The sequence below is a fragment of the Mesorhizobium sp. M0514 genome (genome assembly GCF_040321145.1).
In the GTDB taxonomy this organism is placed as follows: domain Bacteria; phylum Pseudomonadota; class Alphaproteobacteria; order Rhizobiales; family Rhizobiaceae; genus Mesorhizobium.
Genome location: NZ_JAMYQZ010000029.1, coordinates 25,108 through 42,320 on the forward strand (window position 1 = coordinate 25,108; position 17,213 = coordinate 42,320).

At 62.8% G+C, this 17,213-nt stretch carries 15 protein-coding genes; 4 read left to right on the plus strand and 11 right to left on the minus strand.

Annotation, left to right across the window (positions count from 1 at the left end; translation table 11 throughout):
• Positions 1-54: 54 nt before the first annotated feature.
• From NKI61_RS14380 to NKI61_RS14390, 3 genes are read right to left on the minus strand one after another with little or no spacing between them, the layout of a single operon-like run.
• Complete coding sequence (locus tag NKI61_RS14380) at positions 55-771, minus strand: Bax inhibitor-1/YccA family protein (RefSeq protein ID WP_352839864.1); 717 nt, start codon at positions 769-771, stop codon at positions 55-57.
• A 56-nt stretch (positions 772-827) separates the two neighbouring features.
• Positions 828-1,604, minus strand: a complete 777-nt coding sequence (locus NKI61_RS14385) for an anti-sigma factor family protein (RefSeq protein ID WP_352839865.1) — start codon at positions 1,602-1,604, stop codon at positions 828-830.
• On the minus strand, positions 1,601-2,134 hold the full coding sequence (locus tag NKI61_RS14390) for a sigma-70 family RNA polymerase sigma factor (RefSeq protein ID WP_023688465.1): 534 nt from the start codon (positions 2,132-2,134) through the stop codon (positions 1,601-1,603). The genes NKI61_RS14385 and NKI61_RS14390 overlap by 4 nt, the downstream gene beginning before the upstream one ends.
• 175 nt (positions 2,135-2,309) lie before the next feature.
• Between NKI61_RS14390 and NKI61_RS14395 the strand changes: the two genes are divergently transcribed.
• From NKI61_RS14395 to mazG, 3 genes are all read left to right on the plus strand, one after another.
• Positions 2,310-2,747: a DUF3592 domain-containing protein gene (locus NKI61_RS14395; protein WP_352839866.1), complete on the plus strand. Its 438-nt coding sequence runs from the start codon at positions 2,310-2,312 to the stop codon at positions 2,745-2,747.
• Positions 2,748-2,877: 130 nt separating this feature from the next.
• The gene (locus NKI61_RS14400; protein ID WP_352839868.1) at positions 2,878-4,062 is read left to right on the plus strand and encodes an amino acid aminotransferase; all 1,185 of its coding nucleotides are present in this window, start codon (positions 2,878-2,880) and stop codon (positions 4,060-4,062) included.
• 76 nt (positions 4,063-4,138) lie between these two features.
• The gene (gene mazG / locus NKI61_RS14405; RefSeq protein WP_352839870.1) at positions 4,139-4,963 is read left to right on the plus strand and encodes a nucleoside triphosphate pyrophosphohydrolase; all 825 of its coding nucleotides are present in this window, start codon (positions 4,139-4,141) and stop codon (positions 4,961-4,963) included.
• A gap of 6 nt (positions 4,964-4,969) precedes the next feature.
• Here the strand turns inward: mazG and hflX are convergent, their stop codons facing one another.
• The 3 genes from hflX to NKI61_RS14420 all read right to left on the minus strand — a co-directional run bounded on the left by hflX (position 4,970) and on the right by NKI61_RS14420 (position 7,613).
• Complete coding sequence (gene hflX / locus NKI61_RS14410; protein ID WP_352839871.1) at positions 4,970-6,361, minus strand: GTPase HflX; 1,392 nt, start codon at positions 6,359-6,361, stop codon at positions 4,970-4,972.
• On the minus strand, positions 6,362-6,607 hold the full coding sequence (gene hfq / locus NKI61_RS14415; protein ID WP_006202172.1) for an RNA chaperone Hfq: 246 nt from the start codon (positions 6,605-6,607) through the stop codon (positions 6,362-6,364).
• Between the two features lie 145 nt (positions 6,608-6,752).
• Positions 6,753-7,613: a D-amino-acid transaminase gene (locus NKI61_RS14420; protein ID WP_352825850.1), complete on the minus strand. Its 861-nt coding sequence runs from the start codon at positions 7,611-7,613 to the stop codon at positions 6,753-6,755.
• 242 nt (positions 7,614-7,855) lie between these two features.
• On the opposite strand from NKI61_RS14420, the gene NKI61_RS14425 reads away from it, so the two are divergent.
• Complete coding sequence (locus NKI61_RS14425; RefSeq protein ID WP_352839873.1) at positions 7,856-9,709, plus strand: ABC transporter ATP-binding protein; 1,854 nt, start codon at positions 7,856-7,858, stop codon at positions 9,707-9,709.
• Here the strand turns inward: NKI61_RS14425 and ntrX are convergent.
• The 5 genes from ntrX to dusB all read right to left on the minus strand — a co-directional run bounded on the left by ntrX (position 9,706) and on the right by dusB (position 17,108).
• On the minus strand, positions 9,706-11,067 hold the full coding sequence (gene ntrX, locus NKI61_RS14430; protein WP_023668929.1) for a nitrogen assimilation response regulator NtrX: 1,362 nt from the start codon (positions 11,065-11,067) through the stop codon (positions 9,706-9,708). The two genes, NKI61_RS14425 and ntrX, sit on opposite strands and share 4 nt — an antisense overlap.
• Positions 11,057-13,345 carry a sensor histidine kinase NtrY-like gene (locus NKI61_RS14435; RefSeq protein WP_352839874.1) on the minus strand — a complete coding sequence of 763 codons (2,289 nt, stop codon included), beginning with the start codon at positions 13,343-13,345 and terminating at the stop codon, positions 11,057-11,059. Before NKI61_RS14435 ends, ntrX begins: the two co-directional genes overlap by 11 nt.
• A gap of 144 nt (positions 13,346-13,489) precedes the next feature.
• Positions 13,490-14,947 carry a nitrogen regulation protein NR(I) gene (gene ntrC, locus NKI61_RS14440; protein WP_023710528.1) on the minus strand — a complete coding sequence of 486 codons (1,458 nt, stop codon included), beginning with the start codon at positions 14,945-14,947 and terminating at the stop codon, positions 13,490-13,492.
• Positions 14,944-16,089, minus strand: a complete 1,146-nt coding sequence (locus NKI61_RS14445; RefSeq protein ID WP_023706549.1) for a two-component system sensor histidine kinase NtrB — start codon at positions 16,087-16,089, stop codon at positions 14,944-14,946. The genes ntrC and NKI61_RS14445 overlap by 4 nt, the downstream gene beginning before the upstream one ends.
• Positions 16,086-17,108 carry a tRNA dihydrouridine synthase DusB gene (dusB, locus tag NKI61_RS14450; protein WP_352839876.1) on the minus strand — a complete coding sequence of 341 codons (1,023 nt, stop codon included), beginning with the start codon at positions 17,106-17,108 and terminating at the stop codon, positions 16,086-16,088. The genes NKI61_RS14445 and dusB overlap by 4 nt, the downstream gene beginning before the upstream one ends.
• Between the last annotated feature and the right edge of the window lie 105 nt (positions 17,109-17,213).

A 17,213-nucleotide genomic window follows, 5' to 3' on the forward strand; every position in this document is an offset into this window, starting at 1 on the left:
GAGATTCACCTCCGGCCACTGCGAGATCGAGATTGTTGCCTTGCTACGGTTCGACTATTCGCGCTCGCCGGTGAAATTCAGCAACAGCTGGAAGATGTTGACGAAGTTCAGGTACAGCGACAGCGCGCCGAAAACGGCAAGCTTCTGCTGCGATTCCGCGTCGAAATTCTCCGCATACTGTTCCTTGATCGTCTGCGTGTCCCAGGCGGTCAGGCCGACAAAGACGGCAATGCCGATCACCGAGATGGCGAACTGCAGCGCGGTCGAGCCAAGGAAGATGTTGACGACGCTGGCGATCACCACACCGATCAGGCCCATGATCAGGAAGGACGAGAACTGGGTCAGGTCGCGCTTGGTCGTGTAGCCGTAGAGGCTGGTGGCGCCGAACATGGTGGCGGTGATGAAGAAGGTGCGCGCGATGCTGGTGCCTGTGAAGACCAGGAACACCGAAGCCAGCGACAGCCCCATCACCGCGCAGAAGGCCCAGAACATCGCCTGGGCGCTCGCCGCCGACATCGTCTGCATCTTGAACGAGAACAGCAGCACGAAGGCGAGCGGCGCCAGCATCACCACCCATTTCAGCGGGCTGGAAAAGATCGGCACGTAGAGGGCCGGCGTCGAAGCGACCACCATGGCGACGACGCCGGTGACGACGAGGCCGATGCCCATGTAGTTATAGACACGCAGCATGTGGCTGCGCAGGCCCTCGTCATAGACGGCGCCGGCGCGCGCGCCAGTGCCCATGCGGTATCCGAGGTCAGGGGTATTCATTGCGGGTTCTCCTTATGTGGTCTCAGTAAAGCGTCTTGATCAGTAAAGTGTCCTGATCAGTAAAGTGTCTTGGCAAGCGTCTCGGCGGCGCGGTCGAGGTCGTGGACATCGCTGCGCGCGACGACCGCGTACGCGACCTCGCCGATCTGGAAATAGGCAGAGGAGATGTCGCCGGAGGGCGCGATGGCAGGCTTGACGACGTCGAAGGTTCCGGGCCGGATCGCAAACAGCGAGACCAGCCCCATATCCTTCGTCTCCAGCGCCACCTCGACGCTCGGCCCGAAGCGCGACGGATAGATCTGCACGTCGCGGACCTTCCAGTCCTTGGGCAGCGATGGCATGACGATTGCGGTGGCGGCGCGGATTTCGTCGCCATTGTAGTTGGGCGCCTCCAGCTGCGAGGGCATCGCCTCGCGCATGAGCGTCGTCTTGTGCGCCCGGATCGCTTCTTCGACATAGGCGGGCGGCGGCGGCGAAGCCACGACCTTGGTCACCAGCAGCGGCCCGAAGAGGCCGTTCGCCAGCCAGCCGGCAGCGACAAAGACGGCGACCGCGGCCGCCCGCTGCAGCACTGCGAAGACGCGGCGACTGGCCAGCCCCCTGCCCAGCCGGCGCGCGACTTCAGTCGTCACGGGCCTCGCCATTCCTGTGGAAGCAGCCAGCGCCAGGCGCAGTTCGTCGCGCGTCCTCAAGTCGGACATCACCCGCGCCGCAGCCTCCGGACGAACCGAGAGGAACGCCTCGACCTCGATGCGGCGCGCGACATCCAGCTGGTCGTCGACATAAGAATCGAGATCGGTATCGGTCACCGGGTCCCGCAACAGGTCGGTCATGACGGGTCTCCCACGATCCTCAGATGGCTTTTGGCCGGCGAAGGTGCAGCGTTTTCCATCTCGCGCAGTGCTGCGCGCGCCCTGCCGATGCGCGACATCAGCGTGCCCAGCGGCACCCCGCTGGCGTCGGCGGCCTGCTGGTAGGAAAGGCCCTCGATGGCGACCAGATGCAGCGCCGAACGCTGCTCCTCCGGCAGACTGAAAAAGGCCTCGCGCACCTGCGCCAGTCGCACGGAATGTTCCTGAGGCGCCGGCGTGCTGGCATCGGTGAGATAGCCGGCCTGCTCGACACGCGCTGCTTCCGACCGGCGCGAGCGCATCTTGTCGATAAAAGCGTTGTGGACGATCGACAGCAACCATGCCCGCAGATTGCCGCCCGAGCGGAATGTGTCGCGCCGCTCGTAGGCGCGCACCAGCGCATCGTGCACCAGATCCTCGGCGTCAGTGCCGTCGCGCGTCAGCGAGCGTGCGTAGCGCCTGAGCGAACCCAGCTGTCCGACAATATCGAAGCGTGGCATCGACCGTTTCATGCCCCGTTTACGAAACAGGCGGGGATCTTAATCCATCGCCACCAAAACTTTTTTGCGTCGCCACAATAGGCATCATGCAATCAGAAGTCCGCTGCGCACTTACCCATCTCCCGTGCGGCAGATGTTTGCTTTATGGATGAAGTCTAGCCTTATCCGTCTGTCCCAGGAGCAAAAGATGGCCAATGGTAGTCGTGTAACGGGTTTTGCAGCGTTGCCGGTCGTCGGCAGGGTGTTCATCATCTTTGGCATTGTCGGACTGATCGCTTCCGGCGTGCTGGCCATCGTCGAGATGTACGGCCCTCGTACCGCTTCGGCGACAGGCAGGATTGTCGCCGCCGAATACAATCCCCGCATCGAGTTCTCGACCGCCGACGGCACCGTTATCCGCTTCAACAATGCCGTCCACAGCTCGTTCTGGGGTGATGGCGACAGCGTCCCTGTCGCTTACGACCCAACCAATCCGCAAAATGCCTCCGTCGACAGCTTCGCCGGACGCTGGTTCCTTGCCGGGCTGGTCGGCATGCTCGGCGGTTTCTCCCTGCTGACCGGCACCGGTCTCACCGTGATTGGACGGGTGCTTATTCGGCGGATTGGAATGAACCCGTCGCCATAGCCGCCGACCCCTGTCGGACAGACAAAGCTTGGCGTAACGGTCCCGCACGGCTAGCGGGCCGGCGCAGATGGAAGCACTGGCGAAACGCGGTCGCTTTGCGTATTACTCCGCCGCCATTGGAGCCGTATTGATGTTCGAGACCCTGCAACCTGCCCCGGCTGACAAGATCATCGCGTTGATCGGGCTCTATCGCGCCGATCCGCGCCCCGGCAAGATCGATCTCGGCGTCGGCGTCTACAAGGACCGCGACGGCAGGACGCCGGTCATGCGCGCCCTGCGCGAGGCCGAGAAGCGGTTGCTGCAGGACCAGGACACCAAGACCTATCTCGGCCTTGCCGGCGACACCGGCTTCAACACGGCGATGGTCAAGCTGGCCTTCGGCCCCGCTGCCGACATGACGCGCACCCGCGCCGCGCAAGCGCCTGGCGGTTCCGGCGCGCTGCGGCTGGTGGCGGAGCTGTTGAAGCGGACCCGCCCCGACGCAACCGTCTGGCTGTCGGACCCGACATGGCCGAACCACCCGCCGGTGATGCGCGGGGCCGGCCTCACGGTGCGCGATTATCCCTATTTCGATGCCGTTTCCGGCGCGGTGCGCTTCGACGAGATGCTGGCAACGCTTGGCGCAGCCGAGCCCGGCGATATCGTGCTGCTGCATGGCTGCTGCCATAACCCGACCGGCGCCAATCTCGATATCGCGCAATGGGCCAGCGTCACCGATCTTGTCGTCGAGCGCGGGCTGTTGCCCTTTGTCGACATTGCCTATCAGGGCTTTGGCGAAGGCCTGGACGCCGATGCGGCCGGCTTGCGCCTTCTCGCGGGCAAGGTGCCTGAAATGGTCGTTGCCTCGAGCTGCTCGAAGAACTTTGCCGTCTACCGCGACCGCGTCGGCGCGGCGATGATCCTGGCGAAGGATGGTGCGCAAGCCGATGTGGCGATGAGCCAGATGCTGGCGGCGGCGCGCGCCATGTATTCGATGCCGCCGGACCATGGCGCCGCCGCCGTGCGCATGGTGCTGGAAGATGATGGCCTTCGCGCCGACTGGGAGGCGGAGCTGGAGGAGATGCGGCTGCGCATGCTGAGGCTGCGCGTCCAGTTCGCCGACGCGCTGCGCCGGCAGTCCAACTCCGACCGCTTCGACTTCATCGCCAGCCATCGCGGCATGTTTTCCAGGCTTGGCCTGACCGAGGCGCAAGTCGAGCGGCTGCGTGCCGAGTATGGCGTCTACATGGTCGGCGACAGCCGCATCAACGTCGCCGGCCTGCCCGAGGACGGCATGGATGACCTCGCCAAGGCGGTTGTGTCGGTACTCGGCTGAAGCTCGCTGTGGACAATCTCCCCTCTCCGGCTGACGCCGTTGGCCGCACGACAGGCAGCGGGATAGCATTCGCCGCATGAAACCTTCGCGCGACATTTCCCGGCTGATCGAGATCATGGCGGCGCTCAGGGCGCCGAAGACCGGTTGTCCCTGGGACATCGAGCAGGATTTCTCGACGATCGCGCCCTATACGATCGAGGAAGCCTACGAGGTGGCGGACGCCATTGCGCGCGGCGATCTCGACGATCTGCGCGACGAACTCGGCGACCTCCTGCTGCAGGTCGTCTACCACGCGCAGATGGCTGAGGAAGCCGGCGATTTTGCCTTCGGTGATGTGGTCGAGGCCATCACCACCAAGATGATCCGGCGCCATCCGCATGTCTTCGGCGACGAGAAGGCGCGCAGCGCCGGCATGGCAAAGGGCATGTGGGAAAAGATCAAGGCTGAGGAAAAAGCTGAAAAGCGAAGTGCGCGCCTCGCCCGCGGCCTCGACCCCGAAGACCATGGCAAGGGGTTCCTGGACAGCGTGCCGGTCGCCCTGCCCGCTTTGACGCGGGCACTGAAACTGCAGGAAAAGGCAGCCCGGGTCGGCTTCGACTGGAGCGAGGCGGCGCCCATCCTCGACAAGATCGAGGAAGAGATCGGCGAATTGCGCGAGGCGCTGGCCAAGGGCGAAACGGCTGAGATCAAGGACGAATTCGGCGACATGCTGTTTGCCGTCGTCAATCTGGGGCGTCACCTCAAGCTCGATTCGGAAGCGGCGCTCAGCGGCACCAACGAAAAGTTCCGCTCGCGCTTCCACTATGTCGAGCGCGCGATCGATGCATCGGGAAGCACGCTCGAAAAAGCCACGCTGGACGAGATGGAAGCGCTCTGGCAGCAGGCCAAGAGCGCGAAATAATCAGGCTTACTGCCTGTTTTTGCGGTGCAATCGGCTTTCGATCTCATGCCGCGCGCTGTGCGTGGCCTTGAGTGCGATGGTCGCGCTGCCATCCTCATTGTCTACCCGCGAAACGACGTCGCCGTTGCGGTAGAGCCAGTCGACAAGGCCGAACTGCGCCGGTTCGATCGTCACCGTCAATTCCTCCAGTTCGCCCGACATCCTGGTCTCGATCAGCGCCTTCAGCGCATCGATGCCTTCGCCGGTGACCGCCGAGATGGCGATCGGCGGCGCCTTGCTGGCGTCAGTGCCGTCGGCGAGCAGGCGCTCCCGGTTGCCGTCGTCGAGAAGGTCGACCTTGTTCCACACTTCGACGACGCGCTTGGCATCGCCGGCATCGACGCCGAGATCGGCGAGAATGCGCTCGACGTCCTCGGCTTGCGCTGCGGTATCCGGATCCGAAATATCGCGCAGGTGGATGACCAGATCGGCCTCGACGACCTCTTCCAGCGTGGCGCGGAAGGCGGCGACCAGATGCGTCGGCAGGTCCGAAATGAAGCCGACTGTGTCCGACAGGATGATCGGCGTGCCGTGCGGCAGGCGCACGCGGCGCAGCGTCGGGTCGAGCGTTGCAAACAGCATGTCTTCGGCCAGCACGTCGGCCCCGGTCAGCCGGTTGAACAGCGTCGACTTTCCGGCATTGGTGTAGCCGACAATCGCCACCACCGGGAACGGCACCTTCTTGCGCTTGGCGCGGTGCAGGTCGCGGGTGCGGCGCACCGTTTCCAGCTCATGCTTGAGCTTGATGATTTTTTCCTGCAGCTGCCGCCGGTCCGACTCGATCTGGGTTTCGCCGGGGCCGCCGAGGAAGCCGGCGCCGCCGCGCTGGCGTTCAAGGTGGGTCCAGCTCCGCACCAGGCGGCCCTTCTGGTAGTTGAGATGGGCAAGTTCGACCTGCAGCGTGCCCTCCTTGGTCCGCGCGCGCTCGCCAAAAATCTCCAGGATCAATCCGGTGCGGTCGAGCACCTTGGCATTCATTTCTTTTTCGAGATTGCGCTGCTGCACCGGCGTCAGCGGATGGTCGACGATGACCACCTCCGCGTGACCCTCTTTGACGATCTCGGCGAATTCCGCGACCTTGCCGCTGCCGAGCAAGGTTGCCGGGCGTGGATCGTTGACGGTGACCACCGCCGTGTGGATCAGATCCAGGTTGATGGCGCGGGCAAGGCCGACCGCTTCGTCGTGGCGCGCATCCGCCGAACGCGTCAGCCGTGGACGGTTCGTTTCGTCATCGTTGCGCTGATGCCGGGTAAGCACCGGCACAATGACAACCGCCCGGGTCGGACCTGTGGCTTCCGTCCCGGAATTATGTGCTGGTTTCCCGCGGACGCCGCGGTCCGCGTCTTTTTCACGTGCCAATCAGGCGCCCTGGCTTTCCTCGCCATCGAACATCTGAACCGGCTGGCTCGGCATGATCGTGGAAATGGCATGCTTGTAGACGAGCTGGGAGTGGCCGTCACGGCGCAGCAGAACACAAAAATTGTCGAAGGAAGTGACCACGCCGGTCAGCTTGACGCCGTTGATGAGAAAGATGGTGAGTGGATTTTTGCTCTTGCGAACAGAATTCAGGAACAGGTCCTGAAGGTTTTGCGATCGTTCCGCCATTGTTCTTGTCTTTCGCCGATCCCCTTCGGTTTGCAGGCTAATGCGCCAAATTAGCGGGCACATGTCAAGCTTGCAAACACCCCCTTGCCGTCAGTAACGACAAGCAGAACGAGATATATTGATGTGCAGTCCGTCTGTGCGGTTATCAGGCTGGACTTTTTTCCGCAACGTCAAAAAAGGCTTGCCGCAATGAAAGTGTTATCGAACCGGGGTGCCCATTGGCGACCGCGGCACCGTCGATTGCCACGACCGGCATGGCGATTGTCGTTGCCGAACTGATGAAAGCTTCTCGCGCCGCCTTGGCTTCAGTGACTGAAAACCCGCGCTCCTCGATCGTCAACCCGAGCTTTGCCGCCACTTCGAACATGGTCGTGCGGGTGATGCCGCGCAGGATGCCATGCTCCGCCGGCCGGGTGACCAGAACGCCGTCCCTTGTAACGATCCAGGCGTTGGACGAGCCGCCCTCCTTGACGTTGCCATCGGTGTCGACGAACCAGGCTTCCTGGGCGCCGGCCTCCTTGGCCTTCTGCTTGGCCAGCACGTTGGGCAGCAGGCCGGTGCTCTTGATGTCGACCCGGTCCCAACGGTTTTCCGGCACGGTGATGACCTTGATGCCCGCCTCGGCTCGCTTGGCGGCCGCCACCGGGTCGGCCTTTCTGGCCGTAATCACCAGCGATGACGGTGTATCGGCCGGGAAAACGAAGTCGCGGCTGGCAACACCGCGCGTAACCTGGACATAGACCAGGCCGTTGACGACGTGGTTGCGCCGGACGATTTCGCGCAGGAGAAGCGGCAGCACGCCCTTGGTGACCGGCCAGTTGATCGACAATTCGCCAAGCGAGCGGCTCAGCCGGGCAAGATGGCGCGGCATGTCGACGACAAAGCCCTGCGCCACCTCGCAGACCTCGTAGACGCCGTCGGCGAACTGATAGCCGCGATCCTCGATATGCACGACAGCGTCGGCATGGGCGACATAGCGCCCGTTCACATAGGCAATGCGCGGCATGGGTTACCCCTAAAGAGAATTCCTGTTTTTCTTATGTGATTCCGTTGCCGCCGTAACCGGCAAATGCTTGGCCCAGCGCGAGTGAGCCGAGGTCGCGCCTGTCGGAGCGTTGACGCTATTCTGGACGGAAACCGTTTCACACTTTTCCTGGAATTGCTCTAATTGAGGTTGCGGCCGGTAGGCGATCCTATCCCGGCAGTTGAGTCCTCGCCCTCGGTCCCAATCAGAGCTCAAGCGCACCAATGTCAATATCAGATGCGATCTACCGTCCCTTCGAAAATTTGATCCGGCCACTGGATATTCCTTACCAGCCGTTACCCTCCAAGGGGCCTGTAGCCGTCCTCCTGCACTTCATTTCGATGTTTCGCGGCGTGCTGATTGCGCTGGCACTTTCCTCAATGGCGAGGGAAGCCATCAATCTGACCATCGTCTGGGGGCTTTCGGTGATCGTCGACGGCGTCACGCAACAGGGCGCTTCAGCATTCCTGCGGAACGAATGGAAGCTTTTGACCTTCCTCGGCCTGCTGATCTTTCCGGCCATGCCGGTCGCCTCGTTCCTGCTCAACACTCTGACCTCACACACGCTCGGCGTCGGCATGCCGGCCGCCATTCAGTGGCAGGGCCTCAAGGCGGTGGAGCGGCAGGATCTCGCCTTTTTCCATGATCTCTATGCCGGTCAGGTCGCCTCGCGCCTGCAGCAGGTGGCATCTGCCGTGCAGCAGCAGATCATTGCCGCGTTCCAGTCCATTCCACGCTTTCTACTGCAGTTGGTCGGCTCCGTCGTCCTGCTCAGCACACTGTCCTGGCAGCTTGCCTTGCCGGTCGTCGTCTGGATCGCGCTCAACGTGGCATTCACCGTTAGGATAGTTCCCACCTTTGCCGAACGCTCGCGCCGTACCGCCAAGCAGCGCAGCCTGGTGGCCGGCGCCATCACCGATCTCTACACCAACATGCAGATGATCAAGCAGTTCGCCGCAGAAGACAGTGAGGCAGGCGCTATCCGCCGCACCATCCAGAAGGCCGTGCAGACGCAACACAGCGAACAGCGCATCTACCGCACTTCGGAACTGACGGTCGTCGTCCTCAATACGGTGCTGTGGCTGACGATGCTTTCGATCGGATTTTCTGGTCTCGTCAAAGGGTTTCTCTCTGTCGGCCAGTTTGTCGGCGCCGTGTACATCCTCCAGCGGCTGTCGACACAGATCTTCACCTTTCTGCAGATGGGCCAACAGATCTTCCAGGCGATCGGCACGATCAAGGATGCCATGCCGGTCATGACAACCCCGCCAACCATCACCGACCGCCCGGATGCCGCTGATCTCAAGATTGAGACCGGCGAGATCCGTTTCGAAAATGTTCACTTCGCCTACAAGGCCGGCAAGCCTGTCATCGAAAATCTGTCGCTGACGGTCCGCCCCTGCGAGAAGGTCGGCCTCGTAGGCCTTTCGGGTGCGGGCAAGACCACGCTCGCAAACCTGCTCTTGCGCTTCTACGACATCAGGGAAGGCGCGATACTCATCGACGGGCAGGACATCCGCACCGTCAGCCAGGCAAGCCTTCGGCGCGCCATCGGTGTCATCGCCCAGGATGTCGCGCTGCTGCATCGCTCGGTCGGCGACAATATTCGCTATGGCCGGCCGGAGGCGGCAGAGCAGGACATCGAAGAGGTGGCGAAAATGGCAGCCGCCGATGCCTTCATCGCCGATCTCTCGGACTCCGAAGGCCGCAAGGGCTATGATGCTTTCGTCGGTGACCGCGGCATCAAGCTGTCCGGCGGCCAGCGCCAGCGTGTCGCTATCGCCCGCGTCCTGTTGAAGAACGCCCCGATCCTGGTGCTGGACGAGGCAACCTCCGCCCTCGACAGCGAGTCCGAAGCTGCTATCCAAGAGAAACTTAATCTCGTGATGGAGGCAAAGACGGTGATCGCCATCGCCCATCGCCTCTCAACAATTGGGATGATGGACCGGATAGTCGTGCTCGATCAGGGACGTATCGTCGAAGAAGGCAAGCCGGACGAGCTGGTCAAGCAGGACGGCTTGTTCGCACGGCTGTGGAAACGCCAGACGGGGGGCTTTCTTCCTGAAGAGATCAGCTAGACCCCCAGCGACTTCAGTTTCCGGTGCAGAGCCGAGCGCTCCATGCCAATGAATTCGGCCGTCTTCGAGATGTTGCCGCCGAAACGGTTGATCTGGGCGATCAGATAGTCCTTCTCGAACTGTTCGCGCGCCTCGCGCAGCGGCAGCGCCATGATGTGCTGGTCGGACTGGTTCGGCGTGCGCGGCATGACATCGCCGATCTCCGACGGCAACAGGTCGGCGGTGATCGGCGCATCGATATCGTCGCCACGCGCCAGGATCATCAGCCGTTCGACATTGTTGCGCAGCTGGCGGACATTGCCCGGCCAGTTGTGCGCCTGCAGCACGGCAAGCGCATCGTCGCCGATGCGGCGCGGCTTGATACCGGCCTGGCGAGCGATCTGCTTCATGAAATTGTCGACGAGGTAGGGAATGTCCTCGCGTCGCTCGGCCAGTCCCGGCACCATGACCGGAACCACCGCCAGGCGGTGATAGAGGTCTTCGCGAAAACGGCCGTCGGCGATCATCGCCTCCAGGTTCTGCGAGGTCGAGGAGATGATGCGGACGTCGACCTTGACCCGCTTGGTGCCGCCGACCCGCTCGAACTGCTGTTCGACCAGCACGCGCAAAATCTTGTTCTGCGTCTCGCGCGGCATGTCGGCCACTTCGTCGATGTAGAGAATGCCGCGGTGCGCCTCTTCAAGCGCGCCGACCTTGCGCTCGGTGCCGTTCGATTCGGTGCCGAACAGCTCGATCTCCATGCGCTCGGGCGTGATGTTGGCCGCGCTCAGCGTCACGAACGGCGCGCCCTTGCGCGTCGACAGCGTGTGGATGGCGCGCGCGGCGAGCTCCTTGCCCGAACCGGACGGACCGATGATCATGACGCGGCTGTTGGTCGGCGCCACGCGCTCGATGGTCTGGCGCAGCTGGCTCATCGCCGACGACATGCCGATCAAGTCGAAGGTTTCGCCGCTGCGCTGCTTGAGGTCGGACACCTCGCGCCGTAATTTCGAGGTTTCGAGCGCCCGCTCAGCGATCAGGATCAGCCTGTCGGCCTTGAACGGCTTCTCGATGAAATCATAGGCGCCGCGGCGGATGGCCGACACCGCTGTCTCGATATTGCCATGGCCCGAGATCATCACCACCGGCAGGCTCGGATGCATCGTCTTGATCTCGTCGAGCAGCGCCAGCCCGTCGAGGCGCGAGCCCTGCAGCCAGATGTCGAGGAAAATCAACCGCGGCGCCCGGTCGGCGATCGCCGCGAGCGCGCTGTCGGCATCGAATGCCGTGCGGGTTTCATGCCCTTCGTCGCTCAATATGCCCGCGACGAGTTCACGGATGTCTTCCTCGTCATCGACGATGAGAATATCAGACGCCATTACCGACCTTTTCAGTTTCTCGTTCGTGTTCCGTTTCGCCTTGACCGCGTGGCGGCGCGGTTGCGGCAACTGGCGGCAGGATGATCGAGATCATCGCGCCGCGTCCACCGTGGAAATCCGCGGGCGCATCGTGCAATTCGAGCCGCCCGCCATGGTCCTCCACGATCTTCTTGACGATGGCGAGACCGAGCCCGGTGCCCTTCTCGCGCGTCGTCATATAGGGCTCGAGCAGCCTTTGGCGGTTCTCGCGCGGCAAGCCTTTGCCATTGTCGATGACGTCGATTCTGATCGCGCCATTCTCCCGGGCGGCTTGAATCCGGATTATGCCGTGCGAACCGTCCTTTTGTTCCAGCCCGTCAATCGCCTCGGCCGCGTTCTTGATCACGTTGCCGAAAGCCTGCGCCATCAATCGGCTATCGAAAGTGCCCTTGAGCGGCTCGTTGCCGAACACGCGTTCGAAAGCGATGTCGGCACGGCTGACTTCGACCAGGAACGACGCCTCGCGCAGCGATTCACGCAGATCGATGGCTTTCATCTCGGGCTTGGGCATGCGGGCGAAAGCCGAGAACTCGTCAACCATGCGGCCGATATCCTCGACCTGCCGGATGATCGTGTCGGTGCACTGGTCGAAAATCTCGCGGTCCTCGGTGATGACCTTGCCGAAGCGTCGCTTGATGCGCTCGGCCGAGAGCTGGATCGGCGTCAGCGGGTTCTTGATTTCATGTGCGATACGCCGCGCCACATCCGCCCAGGCAGACGAGCGCTGTGCCTGGACCAGATCGGTGATGTCGTCGACCGTCACGACGTAGGATTTCTCCTCCTCGCCGTCGTCGCCGGCCTCGATGGTGATCTGCACGTTGAAGGTACGCTCGGCGCCGGTGCGATAGAAGGTGACCTGCTCGCGATAGACCGGCTTGCCGGATTTGCGGCCGATCTCGAAGACACGGCCGACATGCGGTAGCACGGCGGACAGGTTCTGCCCCAGCGCCGCCGTGGCCGATATGGCCAGCATCGTTTCGGCCGATTTGTTGACGATGGAGACGATGCCGTAGGGATCGACGCCGATGACGCCGGCGGTGACGCCGGCCAGCACCGCTTCCGAGAAACGACGCCGTTCGTCGATCAAATCCTTGGCCGACAGGATCTCGTTGCGCTGCGATTTAAGCTCCAGCAGCATCTTGTTGAACGTATCGCCAAGCGAGGCGACATCGCCGTCGGAAGGCCGTACCGGAACGGCGACATCGAGATTGCCGGTCGCAACCTCGTCAGCCGCGCCGATGAGCTGACGGATGGGCCGCACCAGACGGTCGGCCACCGCTATGCCGGTCCAGATGGCCGACAGGATGATGATCAGCGTCAGCGACAGATAGGGCAGCGCGAACGCCACCTGCGACGTCCGCCTGTTGTCTTCCAGGCCGCGATATTCGGCGGTGTTGGACTGGACGATCGCCCTCGCCTTGATCACTTCGGGGTCGACGAGGCGATTGGTGTAGAGGTAGAGGCCTTCGATCTCCCGCAGCTTGATGATGGCGCCCATGATGTTGCGCGTCTTCGGCTCGATCAGCACCGGTTTGCCGTCGGCCGCGGCGCTGACCGCGCCCTCCGGCGGTGGCGGCATAGAGAAATCCGCATCGGTCTTCGCGCTCATGACAAAGGAGCCGTCTTCCCTGACCAGCGCCGCATGCACCAGGCTCCTGCCCACGGCTTCCTTGTTCATCAGGTCGAGAAAGCCGGTTCGATCGAGGCCGTAAAGCGTGCGCGACGCATCGAGATCGTAGGCCATCGACAGCGTCGTGCCCTGAAGATTGCGAGCGTTTTCCTGCACATAGGCGTCCGCGATCGACAGCGACGAGTTGACGATTGCCTTGGTGCGGATTTCGAACCAGCGGTCGAGGCCGATATCGAGCGTGATCGAGGCGATGATGGCCACCATGATGGCGGGGATGGCCGCGACCAGCGCAAACATCGTCACGATGCGCACATGCAGCCGCGACGCCGCCTTGCCGTGCCGGCGCGCCATGGTGATGCGATGCACCTCGCGGCCGACGAGGGCAATCAGCGCCAGCACAAATAAGGCATTGGCCGCAATCAGCGTCAGCGTTGTGTTTGCGTCTGGCGTGATCGGCGTGGCGCCGACAAGAATCGCAAACGAGATTGCCGCCGTAACCAGCGCGCCGGCAATTGCCACAACGCCGGGCAACGCAAGCAGCCGCCGTCCATCCCTCTGGCCGGGTCTGCTGAAAAGCGGTTCGTTTGATGTCAGAGCTTGCGAAGCCATGTCGCCGTCTAAGAGCCAGTGATTGCGTCGGATGTATGCAACGCATTGTGGCGATTATGCAACAAGTGTGGCCGTGACGGAAATCTTTCGGCCGCCGATCCCCTGAAAAGGGGACGACCTCGCGTCACTTCGGGCGCCAGGCGCTCATGATCTCGACGATTTGTAGACGTTGACGCCCAGCTCGCGAATCTTCTTGCGCAGCGTGTTGCGATTCAAGCCGAGCAATTCGGCCGCCTTGATCTGGTTGCCGCGCGTTGCCGTCATGGAAGCGAGCACCAGCGGATATTCGACCTCGGACAAGATGCGCTGATAGAGACCTGCCGGCGGCAACTCACCGGCGAAAGAGGCAAAATAGCGCTGCAGGAAGTGCTCCACCGCCTGGCCGATGGATAGATCGTCCGGGATCAAATTGCCGCCGCCGGGAACGACCGGTCTTTCGCCTGTCTTCAGTTCGGCTTCAATGATCTCGGCTGATATTTCGTCCTGCGAATAGAGCGCCGCAAGCCGGCGCACCAGGTTTTCCAACTCGCGCACGTTTCCCGGCCACGGATAGCGCTTCATCAATTCGATGCCGCCGGTCGAAATGCGCTTGGTCTGCAAGCCTTCGCTGGCGCCGATCTTGAAGAAATGCCGCACCAGATCGGGAATGTCTTCCGATCTCTCACGCAAACCCGGCAGCCGAAGCGGCACGACATTCAGGCGATAGAACAGATCCTCGCGGAAAAGCCCCTGGTTGATCAGCGTGCGCAGATCCTTGTTGGTGGCGGCGACGATGCGCACATCGGTCTTGATCGGGGTGCGCCCGCCGACCGTTGTGTATTCGCCCTGCTGCAGCACGCGCAGCAGCCGCGTCTGCGCCTCCATCGGCATGTCGCCGATCTCGTCGAGGAAAAGCGTGCCGCCCTCGGCCTGCTCGAAGCGGCCGGTCGAGCGGTTCTGTGCGCCGGTGAAGGCGCCCTTCTCGTGGCCGAACAGCTCCGATTCGATCAAATCGCGCGGGATCGCCGCCATGTTGATGGCGACGAACGGACCGCCGCGGCGACGGCCATATTCGTGCAACGCGCGCGCCACCAATTCCTTGCCGGTGCCGGACTCGCCCGAGATCATCACCGTCAGGTCGGTCTGCATCATGCGCGCCAGCATGCGGTAGATGTCCTGCATGGCGGCCGACCGGCCGACCAGCGGCATCGCGTCAGGCTGTTCTTCCGGTCGCGTATCGATCTTCGGTCGGCGCGGCTCTGACAGTGCCCGGTTGACGATGTTGAGCAGTTCGGTCAGGTCGAACGGCTTCGGCAGATACTCGTAAGCACCTGTTTCGGAAGCACGGATCGCCGTCATGAAAGTGTTTTGCGCGCTCATCACGATGACCGGCAGCTCGGGCCGCGCCTTCTTGATGCGCGGCAGCATGTCGAAGGCGTTCTCGTCCGGCATGACAACGTCGGTGATCACCAGATCGCCCTCGCCCGCCGCCACCCAGCGCCACAGCGTCGAGGCGTTGGAGGTCACGCGCACCTCATGGCCGACGCGCGACAGCGCCTGATTGAGCACGGTGCGGATGGCCGCATCGTCGTCGGCGACGAGAATATTGCCGCGAACCGTCATTTGCGGTCTCCTTCGCCTTCATCATCGGCAGTGTCGATGGGTGTTTCTTTCCAGGCCGGCATCAGGATTCGGAAGGTGGTGCCGCGCGGCGTCGAATCGCATTCGATGATGCCGCCATGCTCGCCGACGATTTTCGCCACCAGCGCCAGGCCGAGCCCCGACCCGTTCGGCTTGGTGGTGATGAACGGATCGAACAGGATCGGCAGAATGTCTTCCGAAACGCCGGACCCATTGTCGCGCACGCAGAATTCAAGCGGTAGCGACACGCGGTCCTGGGTTCCGGGAACGGAAACGCGGATGCCCGGCCTGAACGCGGTCGACAGCACGATCTCGCCCTGCGGGTCGCCGCCGATCGCCTCGGCAGCGTTCTTGACCAGGTTGAGAAACACCTGGATCAGTTGGTCGCGGTTGGCGAAAACCGGAGGCAATGATGGATCATAGTCCTCCAATATCCTGATTCTCTTGGCAAAACCGTTCTTCGCGATTGCCTTCACATGGTCCAGCACGACATGGATGTTGACAGGATAGCGGTCAATCGGCCGCTCGTCGGAAAACACTTCCATGCGGTCGACGAGGGAGACGATACGATCGGTCTCGTCGGTGATGAGGCGGGTCAGCGCGCGATCCTCGTCGGACGCCGAGAGTTCGAGCAGCTGTGCGGCGCCACGTATGCCGGACAGCGGGTTCTTGATCTCATGTGCCAGCATGGCGGCAAGGCCGGTGACCGAACGCGCGGCACCCCTGTGTGTCATCTGCCGGTCGATCTTGTCGGCCATCGAGCGTTCCTGGAACATCACCACGATCGAGCCTGGGAATTCCGGCACCGGCGCGACATAGAGATCGACGACCTTCTCGATGCCGAGACGCGGCGACGACACGTCGACACGGTATTCGTTGACCGGCGCACGGCGCTCGCGCACCTGGTCGACCAGTTGCAACAGCGGGCTGCCGAACGGGATCAGCTTGGACAGTGTGTTGCGGGCAAGCATGTTGGCACTTGAACGGAAGAAGTCTTCCGCATCGGCATTGGCGTAGGTGATGAACCCGTCCGGATCGACCATGATGACCGGACGGCGGATGGTGTTCAGCACGATACTGGCGGCATCCGCCATGTCGGAGCTCGGTGTGACGGTGGCGTTCATGCGGCGCTCCGCAAGGGCGTGGCTTCGCCGGAAAACACCTCATGCAGCAAGGCAATGACGCGGGCGGGTTCGAAAGAGGTGAGGATGGCTTTCCGCCGCTCATCGGAAACGCCAGCAGAGTGGCGGTCGAGATACCAGCCGAGATGCTTGCGCGCCTGGCGCAAGCCACTTTCGACGCCGTAAAGCGTCAGCATGTCTTCGTAGTGGGAAACGATGTAGTCCGCCATGGCTTGCGGGCTTTCCGGCACGCCGGAGGGCGCGTCGCCCGCAGCCGTTGCCGCGATGTGGCCCGCCGTCCATGGCGCGCCATAATGCGCGCGGCCGATCATCACCGCGTCGGCGCCCGACTGTTCAAGGATTTCGGCGGCCTCCGCGGGCGAGCCCACATCGCCATTGGCGACGACCGGGATCGAGACGACGTCCTTGATGCGGGCGATGGCGCCCCAATCGGCCTTGCCTTGATAAAACTGGCAGCGCGTGCGCCCATGCACGGTCACCATTTTAACACCGGCCTCTTCGGCGCGGCGCGCCAAGACGGGTGCATTGAGCGCATTGTCGTCCCAGCCGAGCCGCATCTTGACCGTGACCGGCACCTGGACCGCGCCGATCACCGCTTCGATCAGCGACAGCGCGTGGTCGAGATCGCGCATCAGCGCCGAGCCGGCATAGCCGCCGGTCACCTTCTTGGCCGGGCAGCCCATATTGATGTCGATGATGTCAGCGCCCTCGCCGGCAGCGATGCGCGCGCCCTCGGCCATGTGCTCGGCCTCGCGGCCGGCAAGCTGGACCATATGGACGGGCAGCCCGGAATGACGGATGCGCAGGTCGCAGCCGGCCCTGCCCTTGGCAAGCTCGCCGCTCGCCACCATTTCCGACACGACCAGGCCCGCGCCATGCGCGTAGGCGCGCTGCCGGAACGGCTCGTCCGTTATTCCCGACATGGGCGCGAGGAAGACGCGGTTGCGGATCGTCACGCCGCCAAGGTCGAGCGGCGAAGCCAATTTTGTCACTTCAGGCATGCACAAAAACCAAGCATATCGGATTGCTGCACATTCTCTAGCCATAAGAAAGGCATTGTGCAACGCGCAATGACGTCACATTGCGGCGCATTTGGGAAAATGCTG

Excerpts from the sequence above, each read along its gene's own strand:
- NKI61_RS14380 (WP_352839864.1), bottom strand. The coding sequence starts at position 771 with ATGAATACCCCTGACCTCGGATACCGCATGGGCACTGGCGCGCGCGCC.
- NKI61_RS14385 (WP_352839865.1), bottom strand. The coding sequence starts at position 1,604 with ATGACCGACCTGTTGCGGGACCCGGTGACCGATACCGATCTCGATTCT.
- NKI61_RS14390 (WP_023688465.1), bottom strand. The coding sequence starts at position 2,134 with ATGAAACGGTCGATGCCACGCTTCGATATTGTCGGACAGCTGGGTTCG.
- NKI61_RS14395 (WP_352839866.1), top strand. The coding sequence starts at position 2,310 with ATGGCCAATGGTAGTCGTGTAACGGGTTTTGCAGCGTTGCCGGTCGTC.
- NKI61_RS14400 (WP_352839868.1), top strand. The coding sequence starts at position 2,878 with ATGTTCGAGACCCTGCAACCTGCCCCGGCTGACAAGATCATCGCGTTG.
- mazG (WP_352839870.1), top strand. The coding sequence starts at position 4,139 with ATGAAACCTTCGCGCGACATTTCCCGGCTGATCGAGATCATGGCGGCG.
- hfq (WP_006202172.1), bottom strand. The coding sequence starts at position 6,607 with ATGGCGGAACGATCGCAAAACCTTCAGGACCTGTTCCTGAATTCTGTT.
- NKI61_RS14420 (WP_352825850.1), bottom strand. The coding sequence starts at position 7,613 with ATGCCGCGCATTGCCTATGTGAACGGGCGCTATGTCGCCCATGCCGAC.
- NKI61_RS14425 (WP_352839873.1), top strand. The coding sequence starts at position 7,856 with ATGTCAATATCAGATGCGATCTACCGTCCCTTCGAAAATTTGATCCGG.
- ntrX (WP_023668929.1), bottom strand. The coding sequence starts at position 11,067 with ATGGCGTCTGATATTCTCATCGTCGATGACGAGGAAGACATCCGTGAA.
- NKI61_RS14435 (WP_352839874.1), bottom strand. The coding sequence starts at position 13,345 with ATGGCTTCGCAAGCTCTGACATCAAACGAACCGCTTTTCAGCAGACCC.
- ntrC (WP_023710528.1), bottom strand. The coding sequence starts at position 14,947 with ATGACGGTTCGCGGCAATATTCTCGTCGCCGACGACGATGCGGCCATC.
- NKI61_RS14445 (WP_023706549.1), bottom strand. The coding sequence starts at position 16,089 with ATGAACGCCACCGTCACACCGAGCTCCGACATGGCGGATGCCGCCAGT.
- dusB (WP_352839876.1), bottom strand. The coding sequence starts at position 17,108 with ATGCCTGAAGTGACAAAATTGGCTTCGCCGCTCGACCTTGGCGGCGTG.